10 protein-coding genes are annotated in these 12,021 nt (G+C 50.6%); 8 read left to right on the forward strand and 2 right to left on the reverse strand.

All coding sequences use genetic code 11. The features are described 5' to 3' along the window. Nucleotides 1-19: 19 nt before the first annotated feature. Entirely contained in the window at nt 20-412 is a 393-nt protein-coding gene (locus NST07_RS08900; RefSeq protein WP_342481406.1) for a cupredoxin domain-containing protein, read from the reverse strand. Nucleotides 413-637: 225 nt separating this feature from the next. On the opposite strand from NST07_RS08900, the gene NST07_RS08905 reads away from it, so the two are divergent. Continuing rightward, nucleotides 638-1,780 (forward strand): GGDEF domain-containing protein, encoded by a 1,143-nt coding sequence (locus NST07_RS08905; protein WP_342481407.1) that lies wholly within the window; start codon nt 638-640, stop codon nt 1,778-1,780. Nucleotides 1,781-1,861: 81 nt separating this feature from the next. Here NST07_RS08905 and NST07_RS08910 read toward each other — a convergent pair whose 3' ends face one another. Beyond that, nucleotides 1,862-2,209 (reverse strand): phage holin family protein, encoded by a 348-nt coding sequence (locus tag NST07_RS08910; RefSeq protein ID WP_341091181.1) that lies wholly within the window; start codon nt 2,207-2,209, stop codon nt 1,862-1,864. 140 nt (nt 2,210-2,349) lie between these two features. On the opposite strand from NST07_RS08910, the gene NST07_RS08915 reads away from it, so the two are divergent. The 7 genes from NST07_RS08915 to NST07_RS08945 all read left to right on the forward strand — a co-directional run bounded on the left by NST07_RS08915 (nt 2,350) and on the right by NST07_RS08945 (nt 11,761). Then, the gene (locus NST07_RS08915; protein ID WP_341091182.1) at nt 2,350-4,719 is read left to right on the forward strand and encodes an endonuclease MutS2; all 2,370 of its coding nucleotides are present in this window, start codon (nt 2,350-2,352) and stop codon (nt 4,717-4,719) included. A gap of 30 nt (nt 4,720-4,749) precedes the next feature. Next, a complete protein-coding gene (locus NST07_RS08920) occupies nt 4,750-5,169 on the forward strand; it encodes a DUF350 domain-containing protein (protein ID WP_038588259.1) in 420 nt (139 codons plus the stop codon). 133 nt (nt 5,170-5,302) lie between these two features. Next, nucleotides 5,303-5,845: a hypothetical protein gene (locus tag NST07_RS08925; protein ID WP_341091183.1), complete on the forward strand. Its 543-nt coding sequence runs from the start codon at nt 5,303-5,305 to the stop codon at nt 5,843-5,845. A 72-nt stretch (nt 5,846-5,917) separates the two neighbouring features. Further along, nucleotides 5,918-7,126 carry an MFS transporter gene (locus tag NST07_RS08930; protein WP_341091184.1) on the forward strand — a complete coding sequence of 403 codons (1,209 nt, stop codon included), beginning with the start codon at nt 5,918-5,920 and terminating at the stop codon, nt 7,124-7,126. A gap of 37 nt (nt 7,127-7,163) precedes the next feature. Continuing rightward, entirely contained in the window at nt 7,164-8,768 is a 1,605-nt protein-coding gene (gene dcuS / locus NST07_RS08935) for a DcuS/MalK family sensor histidine kinase (protein ID WP_341377805.1), read from the forward strand. A 46-nt stretch (nt 8,769-8,814) separates the two neighbouring features. Next, entirely contained in the window at nt 8,815-10,773 is a 1,959-nt protein-coding gene (locus NST07_RS08940) for an AraC family transcriptional regulator (protein ID WP_341377806.1), read from the forward strand. 271 nt (nt 10,774-11,044) lie between these two features. Then, complete coding sequence (locus NST07_RS08945) at nt 11,045-11,761, forward strand: response regulator (RefSeq protein WP_341091187.1); 717 nt, start codon at nt 11,045-11,047, stop codon at nt 11,759-11,761. Nucleotides 11,762-12,021: the final 260 nt, after the last annotated feature.

Genomic DNA, 12,021 nt, shown 5'->3' on the forward strand with positions numbered 1-12,021 from the left:
TGCGGATAACTGTATGTTATTATTCCACAATAATCTTAGCGCTCATCGAGCTGTGCCCGGAGCCGCACATGATTGCACAGGTCATTTCGAAGGTTCCAGCTTCCTCTGGAACAATGACGCGGGAAGAATCCTTGGCGGTTAATTGAAGCTCCAGCTCAGGAACAAGAATTCCGTGATTGCCGCTTTCGTTCTTAAAGGTGATCTCCACCGGCACGCCCTTTTTTAAATGATATTCCTCCTGGTCAAAGCTGTAATTCGTAGCAGAAATAACGAGTTCATCCTCTGGCTTGATGCCGGAAGCAGCAGTACCATTACTGCTGGTAGAGCCGGCTTGATTGCCGTTGCCGCCACTACAGGCCGATAGTATAAGAACAAATGCGATGGACACCAGCATGGCTGATCTTCGGATCATCTTTATCCTCCCATAACTATATTTTGATACCGTTCAGTGACAATAGCATAGCTTAGTTTTATTCGGAAGTCTTGGATAAACTTTTCAAAACCGTTGGAAAACAATCAGGCTCGGAATTTCGTCTAAAATATGTCCGAAGTTTGTCGAAAAATGCAAATAAATGATGCAAAAATAAATTAAATTTATTATAATGAAAGCTATTATATTAACGGTTAGAAGTAGGGGATGTACATCAATTTAGCTAATGATACGTTGAATGCAGAGATATGGCACCGGAGAATATTAAGCGGGTATTGGGTGCTGGTAATTTTCATGCTGGCTGCCCAGCTCATCTTTATGTTGTCAGCCCATATGCCTGAAGTCAAGACAGTGCTGATTCCGAGCAAGGGGCACCTATTTATAGGATGTAATTTAATGATTGTGATCTCGATGATAATCGCCGAAATGTGGTTGCGCACTACCCTGCAATATCACAAGCAGGCTGTTGTTGTTTGCGGGTTTATTGTGTCCTATTTGATGTATTTCGTCTTAGAGCCGTTTGTTGACGGTGCACAAATGACCCTGATGATGCCAATTATGATTGCGCTTGTTTATTTTGATCAAAGACTGCTGCACGGATTGGGACTGATCAGCTTACTGTTTTATGCCGGTGTTTATTTGGGGCTGGAACGGCCGTTTCTGAATAAGCCGCTGCTGGAGTTTTTGATGGTAGAGTGTGTGTTTATTGTGTTCGTTGTGATGGCCCAGGCCGTAATTGTCCGGGGACGTGAAGTCCGTGAGCATCTGGAGCAGCTGACCAAATCCGAACAGGAACTTATGGTCGAGCGGGCAATTTCCGATAAGATGCTGAAGATTGATGCACTTACCGGCCTTTACAATCACAAGTCATTTCATGAATATCTGGACTCGCTGCTGGAGCAGTGTGAAAGCAACGGGCTGCGGCTGCAGCTGGCCCTATTTGATATTGATAACTTCAAGCAGGTGAATGATACTTATGGTCACTGGGTCGGAGACCTTGTTCTGAAGGAGGTTGCGGCCAAGATGGGCAGCCTGATCAGCTTAAATGATTTTGCGGCGAGGTATGGCGGTGAGGAATTCGCGGTGATCTTCACGGATAAAAGCGTTATAGATGCTTATGCCGCTGCAGAGAAGATGCGGATAAATATCGCCCAGATGGAGCATCCCTATGCTGGTGACAAGCCGATTACGGTCAGCATCGGGTTGTGTGATTACCAGCTCGGAGACGGCAAAGAGCGGCTGTTCCGCAAGACGGACCATGCCCTGTACGAAGCCAAGCGGAGCGGAAAGAATACTGTGGTTACCGCAACAGTAGCCCATGACGATGATCCGGTCATGTCCTATGCTTAGTTACTATAATAAACCCCCTATTCCGTTATAGTCCGGAAATAGGGGGTTTCGTTGTCTGCAGAGCCACTGCTGGGCGATATGTTATTTTCCCGCTTCAAACGGAGTGGATACCGGCAGAAACAGGTCGATAATCCCTATGACGAGGGCTGCCAGAAGCGCGCCAAGGATGGAGACGCTGACACCGCTCACGACAAACTGGGCGATCCAGATGACTAATGCGCTGACGATAAAACCGACGATTCCGCGGCCGAAGGGCGTTGTTTTTTTGCCGAAGATGCCCTCAATAACCCAGCCAAGCAGAGCGATCACCAAGGCAAGGACAAGTGCACTCCAGAAACCGCCGATTGTAAACTGCGGGACAATCCAGCCGACAACCAGCAGCACGATGGCTGCAACGATGAAACGGACGACATGACCCAAAAATCTCAATGAACTAACCTCCTTTGCCTTCGTTTCAAGGATATGTGCAGTTGTTATTGTGGCCCGAATCGCTGATTCTATGCCTAAATAGCGCAAATGGGCCGAATTAGGTATAATGTAAACATCTATGAAGGGAGCTGTGACAGTAATTGGACGACAAGATTTTGCATACGCTTGAATATCGCAAGATTTTAAATAAATTGATGCAATATACGCAAACCCCGATGGGGCGGCTGGCGGCTGAAGACCTGAGGCCCTCCGGTGATTTTGAAGGGGTGAAGAAACTGCTGCAGGCTACAGATGAGGCGGCTAACGTTGACCGGTTGAAGGGAATACCTTCTTTCCGCGGGGTCAGCGATATTCGGCCTGCGTTGAAACGCGCCTCCATCGGCGGCATGCTGGGAACGACGGAGCTGCTGTCGGTTGGCAATACCATTGGCGGAGCCCGCCGGGTCAAGCGGTTTCTGGCGGCCATGCATGAGGATGAGAAGATCCATTCTTTGTTTGCCTTAAGCGATCTGCTCTCGGAGCAGAAGCATGTAGAGGATGACATCCGGGCCTGCATTGATGAGAATGCGGATGTGCTCGATTCGGCAAGCCATGAGCTTGCCACGATCCGCAGGGAGCTGCGCGGAGGGGAGACGAGAATCCGTGAAAAGCTGGATTCTATGATCCGTTCCTCCTCAGTGGCCAAGATGCTGCAGGATCAGCTGGTGACGATCCGCGGTGACCGGTTTGTCATTCCGGTCAAGGCCGAATACCGCGCCCATTTTGGCGGAATCGTGCATGACCAGTCCGGTTCGGGGGCAACGCTGTTCATTGAGCCTGAGTCTATTGTGGCGATGAACAATAAGCTGCGGGAGACCCGCCTGCGCGAGGAACGCGAGATTGAGATCATTCTCCACCGGCTGACCGCGCTGGTAGGCGACATTGCCGAAGAAATGACCTATGATGTCGATATCCTTGGCGAGCTTGATTTCATCTTTGCCAAGGCGCGTCTGGCGCGCGATATGAAAGCTACACAGCCACGGATGAATGATCGTGGCTACCTCAAGCTGCGCAAGGGGCGCCACCCGCTTATTCCGGCGGAACAAGTCGTTCCCTTGGATGTGGAGCTTGGCAATCAATACAGCTCAATCATCGTTACCGGGCCGAATACGGGCGGTAAGACGGTTACGCTGAAGACCATCGGCCTGCTGAGCCTGATGTCGATGTCCGGATTGTTCATTCCGGCAGAGGAAGGCAGCCAGATGTGTGTATTTGATGCGATTTATGCCGATATTGGGGATGAACAGAGCATTGAGCAGAGCCTCAGTACCTTTTCCAGCCATATGACCAATATTATTTCCATACTGAAGCGTATGACTCCGAAAAGCCTGATCCTGCTGGATGAGGTGGGAGCGGGAACAGATCCGGCCGAAGGCTCGGCGCTCGCCATTGCGATTCTGGAGCATATTCACCGGATAGAATGCCGGATGGTGGCCACCACGCATTACAGCGAACTGAAGGCTTATGCCTATGAACGCAAAGGAGTCATCAATGCCAGCATGGAATTTGATGTGCAAAGTCTCAGCCCAACCTATAGACTGCTGATTGGTGTGCCGGGCCGGAGCAATGCATTTGCCATTGCCGAACGCCTCGGACTGCAGAGTGACATTCTTGAGCATGCCCGCGGCGAGGTCAAGGAAGAGGATCTGCGCGTGGAGCATATGATTGCTTCACTTGAAGAGAACCGGCTGGGTGCAGAGAATGAACGCGAGCGTGCTGAAGTGGTCCGCCGTGAAGCGGAAGAATTCCGCAACCGGCAGCAGCTGGAGCTGGAGAAGCTGGAGAGCCAGCGCGACAAGCGGCTGGAAAAGGCGGAGAAAGATGCCAGCGCCATTCTGGACAAGGCGCGTAAGGAAGCGGAGGAAATCATCAGCGATCTGCGCAGGCTGGCGATGGAGGAAGGTGCCTCCGTCAAGGAGCATAAGCTGATTGAAGCACGCCGCCGCCTCGATGAAGCCGAGCCGGCACCGCGCAAGAAGGTGGTATCCCGCAGCAACAGCAGCAAAGCACCGCGGCAGATTCAGCCCGGAGATGAAGTCAAACTGCCGAGCGTGAATCAGAAAGGCTTCGTCGTGGAGCTGAGCGGAACGAAGGAAGCGCTGGTGCAATTCGGCATTATGAAGATGAAGGTTAATCTGAACGATCTGGAGTTCCTGGCTTCCGCCCCGGATGTCCCCGTTCCTGCTCTTCGCCGGGCTACTACAGTGAAACGTACCCGTGACGAGAACATCCGCAGTGAGCTGGACTTGCGCGGAACGAACCTCGAAGAGGCAATCATGGAGACCGACCGCTTTATTGATGAAGCCTTTCTCGGCAACCTGGGCCAGATTTCGATCATACACGGCAAAGGAACCGGCGTGCTGCGAACGGGTATTCAGGAGTACTTGCGCAAGCATAAGCATGTCAAAAGCTACCGGCTCGGGAATTATAATGAGGGCGGCGCGGGCGTAACCGTGGCTGAACTGCAATAGCGGCGGAGCCTGGCGGAAAGAGGGGGAAAGATGCAAGAAACTATTGATCTTATGCTGGGCCATCCGCTGGGCGCACTGATCGGTTACTTCACCGTGGCGATTTTGGGGCTGGTGGTGTTTCTGTCCTTTTTTGAAATGGTGACCAAATATAACTGCTGGGAAGAAATCCGCAAAGGGAATTTGGCGGTAGCCATGGCGACAGGCGGCAAAATCTTCGGCATTTGCAATATCCTGCGCTTCAGCATACAGGCAGGGGCTTCGATTTACGAGACGATGAAATGGTCGGTTGTAGGATTTCTGCTGCTCTTGCTGGCTTATTTTTTGTTCGAGTTTTTAACCCCTGTTTTTTCAATTGATGATGAAATTGCCGCAGATAACCGTGCTGTCGGATTGACGGCCATGCTGATCTCGGTTTCACTGTCTTATGTAATTGGCGCCGCTATATTCTAAACTCGGGGAGTAGGAAAATCATGAAGATGCTGATCCGGATTCTGTTTTTTTCTGCCCTGGCTTTTATAGCGGCCGGTATTATTTATTTAATGGTGAATTGAATTAAATGTGAGGTAAGAAGGAGATTTTAGTGATGGAAACAACCGTATGCCCTTGGTGTCATACCGAAATCGTGTGGGACGAGGAATTTGGACCCGAAGAGACTTGCCCCCACTGCAACAATGAGCTTAGCGGCTACCGTACAGTCACTCTGGGCAGTGACGATCTGGAAGAAGACGGGCCGGAGACTGAGGACGAACCGGAGTCAGAGGAAATCAGCGATGAGGACTTGTGGGACGACAGCGACAAGGAGAGCGTAGTGCCAATCTTCAATACCGCCAGCCAATTCAGCGACGATTATGATATGAAGCGTTATGAGCATAGCGTTTCTGCCATTCTTGCTGCACAGCTTGAAGCACCCGAGTGCCCGCAATGTCATGAACTGATGGTGCTTGCCGGTACACAGAAGGTAGACAGCTTTGAGCCGTCAGCTCCCGAAGCACTGGGCGGAGCTGTAATGAAAGCACCGTTTGCGCTTAATCTCTATGTATGCCCTTCATGTTTTCATGTTCAGCACAATCTGGCGCAGAAAGACCGTATTCAGTTTGTGCGTAACCTGAGCACCTCTGCGGAATAAATGCCGATTCATGTCAGCCCTGCTTTCTGGACATATTAAAGCTAGGAATGTCCAAAAGGCAGGAGGTTAATTATGAAAAGCTTATTGCGTAATCAGGCGGTTCTGCTGCTTGCCGTGGCCGGGCTGTATATGTTGGCGAGTGTGCTGGCAGGCACTTTTCTGAACGTCTATCTGTGGAAAAGCCGCCAAAATTTTGCCATGATCGGCTGGTTTACGGTTGCTCAGCAGGTGGCTGTTGGCCTCAGCTTCTGGGTGGGCGGCAAATGGGTGAAGGAGCATAATAAGATGAATGCCCTGCGGCTGGGAATCGCCGTTTCGGGCTTTTTTTATTTGCTGGTGCTGTGGCTGGGCGGACAAGCAGTGCATTATATCTGGCCGCTCGGCCTGATCCTGGGGCTCTCGATAGGCTTCTTTTGGCTGGCATTCAACATCGTGTTTTTCGAAATTACCGAAGCGGTGAACCGCGATTTCTTCAATGGGTGGATGGGGTTGCTCGGTTCATTTACCGGCATCGTCGGACCGTGGATTTCCGGTTGGCTGATCTCGTTGTGGCCAGGGGATCGCGGGTACCGCGTCGTATTTATCATCTCGCTCTGCACTTATGGCATTTCAGCCGTACTCAGCTTTCTGCTGCAGAAGCGTAAGAGCGAAGGGACCTACCTGTGGCTGGAGCCATGGAAAGAGCTCCAGCGTGCCGGCAGCCCATGGAGACCGGCAGCGGCTGCGCTGCTGTTTCAAGGTATGCGTGATGGCGTTTTTTCATTTCTGATCGGCTTATTGGTGTACATAGCGGCTAGAGAAGAGAGCAAGCTGGGGCAGTTTGCACTAATTACTTCAGCTGTATCTCTAATCAGTTATTTTGTTGCCGGTAAGTGGTTCAAGCCCAAATTCCGCTCCGCAGGCATGTTGGCCGGTGGCCTGCTGCTGGTGGCTGTGATTACGCCGCTGCTCTGGAAAGTCAGCTACGGGACGCTGCTGATCATGGGCATAGGGACCTCGCTCAGTATTCCGCTGTATATGCTGCCTATGGTTTCGACCAGCTTTGACTTGATGGGCCTGTCTGCGGAGGCTGCCGGCAAACGGGTAGAGCTTGTTGTGCTGAGGGAGCTGAGCCTCATGAGCGGACGGCTGCTAGGGGTGTTCGTATTCATTGCGGTGCTGTCTGTGAACGACTCACCACAGGTTATCACGCTGCTGATGCTGCTGCTGGGTGCATCTCCGCTGGGCAGCTGGCTGGTTTTGCGCCGTCTGCTGAGAAGCGGCAAATATCATCCGTCCTGAAGAGGGCGAGATGACCGGATAGGGGGAAGGTTAAGTTTTGGCCAAGAAAAAAGGTTATGGCCTAAGGACGAAGGTTGCAGTTATGGTATCCGCTGTGGTGATGTTGGTCATGCTGATGCTCTACATTATTTTCCGGAATCAGATTATCCCGCAGACCCGCCATGCCCTGGAGGATAAAGCCATTACGATTGCCCGCACCCTTGCCTTGATGCCGCTGGTGTCGGAAGGGCTAGTGGAGGGCCGCAGCAAGGAGATTCAGGCCTATACCTCCAAAATCACCCGCCGCAATGATATTATGTTTGTAGTCGTAATTGATATGAACAGTATCCGCTATTCCCATCCTGATGCCTCAATGATTGGAAAGCACTTTGTGGGTGGAGGACAGAAGATGGCGCTGCGCGGGGAAGAGAGCATCTCCGAAGGCGAGGGGCTGCTGGGCAAGTCACTGCGCGCCTTTGTGCCAGTGTATAACAACAGAGGTTCGCAGGTAGGAGTAGTCGTAGTCGGACTTTCGCTGGAACGTGTGCACCGTCTGGTACGGCAGAATGAATGGACCATCATCGCAATTCTGCTGTCCGGTGCCGTGCTTGGAGCCGGAGGGGCGATCGTGCTGGCCCGGAAAATTAAACAGATGATGTTCGGCATGGAGCCTTCAGATATTTCCAAGCTGCTGGAAGAGCGCAGCGCCATGCTGCAGTCTGCACGCGAAGGTATTATTGCGGTAGATGATAAAGCCCGGATCACAATGATCAATGTAGAAGCAGAGCGGCTTCTGGGAACGGTGGGCATTACTGGCAATGCGATGACCCGGCATATCGCAGATTATTGGCCTGAGCTGCGTCTTGAGTCCGTGCTGGCCACGGGGGAAGCGAAGGTGGATCAGGATCTTGAGCTGAACGGCATCACTTTGCTCGTCAACAGTGTTCCGATCCGGGTGAATGGCCAGATTGCCGGAGCCATCGCGACATTCCGGGATAAGACCGAGCTTGCCGTGCTGGTCGAACGGCTGTCCGGCATTTCCGTATATGCGGACGCCTTGCGGGCCGGGACGCATGAGTTCATGAACAAGCTGCATGTCATTATGGGAATGACACATATGGGCCTGTACGATGAGCTGCAGCAGTACATCTCGGGCATGGTGGGCAACTACCAGAAGGAAATCGGCTCTATTACGAGACAGATTAAGGACCCTGTGATGGCAGGCTTCCTGCTGGGGAAATTGAGCCGGGCCCGCGAAGCAGGAATTGATCTGCAGCTGACCGGGGACAGCTATTTGCCGGAATCGGCAGACCCGCAGTGCATTCATGAACTGATCACGATTGCCGGCAATCTGCTTGACAACGCTATGGAGGTACTGAAGGAGCATAACGTCAAGGAGATAGAGCTTGCTTTTTGTTATGACCGGGGACGCCTGATTTGCACCGTGCGGGACAGCGGACCGGGCGTTCCAGAGGTGCTGCGGGAGCAGGTATTTGTTCAAGGCTTCTCCACCAAGGGAGAGCAACGGGGAATCGGTCTGTACCTGGTCCGGAAAAGCGTGGAGAAGCTGCAGGGTAAGCTTCAGATTGTAGATGACGGGAAGCCGGGAACAACGTTTATGGCCGATGTGCCATATGCTGTTAAGGGTGATGAAGCAGTATGACCATTAAGGCGCTGTCCAGCCTGGAAGATAAAGGGGAATATTGATTATGGACAACGATCATCACCTGCAGCTTTGGGATCAGGTGCTTCTAAGAGTGCTGGATATACGGCTGCGGCGGGTAGAAGCAGGTGAGTTTCATCTGCCTTATGTCCTGCCTGCAAGCTCTTTTATATTTTGTACGAACGGCAGCGGCGAGCTTTGGCTGGATGAAGAGATCTGGCTGGCTGATGGATTTTACCTGCTGCACGCAGGCAAAGGCAGGAGGCTTAAAGTAAATACGGAGAAGGGTTTGGAGCTGTATTTCATTTTCTATAAAGCTGTTTTGCCGCAGAACTCCTTGCGTGAATTTCATATCCTGATGCAAACGGACAGCCCCTTCGATCATATGTGGGGAATTTCTCCAGCAGAGCCGCTGGAACTGCTCAGTCTTGCCCAGCAGATGCTGGAGGTCTGGCATTCTGACAAAAGCCCTATAGGTAAGCTGCTGATAAAGGGAATGTTTATGCAATTCCTCCATCACGCTTTAAAGGATAAGCAGGACTGGAAAGCAGCCAAGCCATCAGTAGCGGAGCAGGTTGTGCGGTATTTGTCACAGCATTATCGTGGTCAGGTATCCATTGAACGCCTAGCACAGCAGCTTAATTACAGTCCTCAATATATTTCACGAAAATTCAAAGAGCAGACCTGCTACAGCCCGCTTGACTATGTCATCAAACTTCGCATGTATAAAGCACAGGAAATGCTGCTTGCTACCAATGCTTCTTTGCAGGAAATCGCTGCGTATATTGGCTATACTGACGTTGTATATTTCAACCGTATATTTAAAAAAAACATGGGTGTTGCTCCCGGATTGTTTAGAGCACAATTAGAAGCCGGGCAAAGGGGTGTTTCGGATCATGCTATAAAGAAGTTAAATCCGTCTCTTGTTATGAAACTTATCCAACGATATCATATTGATGATAATGAAAATCATTATCAATATACGGAGGATGGAGAGTTTGATATGCTTAACCATTACAAGAAAATGACTACAATGTTCAGCTTATGTGTCATGCTGCTGCTTGTTGCATGCGGAACATCTAAGGGCGGATCACAAGCTGCGGGGAGCAGCCAGGCGCCAAATGAACAACAGAATAAAGCGGTATCGACTCCGTCCATTCAGCCGGACGAATTGCCGCAGGAAACCAAAAGTGTCTCTACGAAATTTGGTGAAGTGGAGATTCCCGTCCATCCTCAACGGGTGGCTGCTATTTCCTATTTGGGTACTGTGCTTGCACTTGATGTTAAGCCCGTTGCGGCAGAGGAGTTTTTAATGTCAAGTCCTTACCTTGAAGGAATGCTTGACGGTGTGGTGGATGTGGGCACCTCGCTGGAAAAGCTGCTTGAGGTGGAACCTGATCTGATTATTAGTCATGTAACGGATCAAGAAACCTATGATAAGTATAAACAGATTGCTCCTACTGTTGTGATGCCGTACAATGCATTTGAATCCGTTGAAGCTGAAATGGACTATTTCGGCAAGGTGCTAGGCAAGGAGGAAGAAAGCCTGAAATGGAAGGAACAATTCCAGGAGCAGATAGCCAGTGCGAAGCAACAGGTACAGGAAGCTGTCTCAGAGAATGAAACGGTATCTGTTATGCAAGAGTTTGATGGTCTTGTATATTTGTTTGGCAGCAAGTCCGGCAGAGGCGGACGTATTATGTACGAGCAGTTGGAGATGAACCCTCCCGCAGCAGTACCCGAAAAAATGCTCCAGGAATCCTATGCTGAATTTTCATTGGAGCTATTGCCGGAGTATATGGGAGATTATCTTGTGCTAACCTCTGAATCCTCATTGGAGCAGCTACAGGCTGATCCCATCTGGGGAATTCTTCCTCCAGTCAAGGAAGGACGCGTATATTTGTGGAATGAATCGAGTTCCTGGTACCGCGATCCCATTGCAATGCTTAATCAAATCAATGATTTAGCCGATTGGCTGGCTGCTGCAGCGAAAGCTAACCTATAAACCGTAAATGCTGTGGAGACTCGTCTGAGGATAGAGTCTCCTTTTGGTGCTCTATGTTATTTTCCGAGATCAGATTATCCGGCAGCAGGGAGATTCAGGCCTTTACCTCCAAAATTATCTGCCGTAATGATATTATGTTTGTAGTCGCATTCAACTGTGCGGCAGAATGAATGGAGAAGTTACTGATCCAGCTTCAGATTGTAAAGGATAGGAAGCCGGGAACAACGTTTATGGCCGATGTGCTATATGCTGTAAAGGGTGATGAAACTGTATGAACATTAAAGTGCTGATTGTTGAGGATGATCCGATGGTGGCGAAATTCAACCGCCATTATCTGGAGCAGGTGCAGGGTTTTGAGTTCGCAGGCTGGGCCTCTTCAGGCGATGAGGCTGCAAAGATGCTTGCGGATCGTGAAGTAGACCTGATACTGCTCGATATTTATATGCCGCATACCAACGGGCTGCAATTGCTGTCCTCCCTGCGGGAGCAGGGAAGCATGGTTGACGTTATCGTGATTTCCGCAGCCAGCGACAATGGGAGCATCCGTAAAGCGCTGCAGCACGGGGCTGTTGACTATTTAATCAAGCCCTTTGAGTTCGCCCGTTTTCAGGCGGCGCTGTCTGCATACCGTGAGGATCATCTGCTGATGAAGCATAGGGAGCATCTCAGCCAGGAGCAGCTTGATAAGCTGCTGCGGCATTCCCTGGGAAACGAGGAAGACAAAGCGGGGACTCTGCCCAAGGGACTTGCGGAAGGGACGCTGGAGAGCATTTGGAACACCATACAGCGGCTGGAAAGACCGGTATTCTCCACCGAAGATATTACGGCAAGTGCCCCGCTTTCGCGGATCTCTGTCCGCAAATATTTGGCTTTTCTTACGGAGGCCGGTGTGCTGGAGATGGAGATCAGCTATGGAGCGGTGGGCAGGCCGGTATATATGTACACAGTATCTGCTACGGGCCATGAAATTATAGCTAAATATATATAAGCGGCAGCTGCCACTCAAGAGGGACCTTCGGGTCCCTTTTTACTGTACAGGACAATCGTTGAACCAGACGTGGTTACTCGCTTATTCGCTATGGATTTGGGGTTTCATCACTCCTCTATGAATTTAAGAAGCAAATACTAGGCATATTGGTCCTTTCTCTAAATAATATGTCGAATCTACTTGACAATGCTAGGCCTTTTTGACTAGTGTTAACTCAAATATTGGTAGAGAGGATCATGCTCAGGATGGTAGGGTTGTCG

Source organism: Paenibacillus sp. FSL L8-0340 (genome assembly GCF_038593145.1).
GTDB lineage: Bacteria > Bacillota > Bacilli > Paenibacillales > Paenibacillaceae > Paenibacillus_AQ.

Bases quoted from the DNA above. Each gene is read 5' to 3' on its own strand.
- NST07_RS08920 (WP_038588259.1), top strand. From the start codon at position 4,750: ATGCAAGAAACTATTGATCTTATGCTGGGCCATCCGCTGGGCGCACTG.
- NST07_RS08930 (WP_341091184.1), top strand. From the start codon at position 5,918: ATGAAAAGCTTATTGCGTAATCAGGCGGTTCTGCTGCTTGCCGTGGCC.
- NST07_RS08945 (WP_341091187.1), top strand. From the start codon at position 11,045: ATGAACATTAAAGTGCTGATTGTTGAGGATGATCCGATGGTGGCGAAA.
- NST07_RS08905 (WP_342481407.1), top strand. From the start codon at position 638: ATGTACATCAATTTAGCTAATGATACGTTGAATGCAGAGATATGGCAC.
- NST07_RS08940 (WP_341377806.1), top strand. From the start codon at position 8,815: ATGGACAACGATCATCACCTGCAGCTTTGGGATCAGGTGCTTCTAAGA.
- NST07_RS08900 (WP_342481406.1), bottom strand. From the start codon at position 412: ATGATCCGAAGATCAGCCATGCTGGTGTCCATCGCATTTGTTCTTATA.
- NST07_RS08925 (WP_341091183.1), top strand. From the start codon at position 5,303: ATGGAAACAACCGTATGCCCTTGGTGTCATACCGAAATCGTGTGGGAC.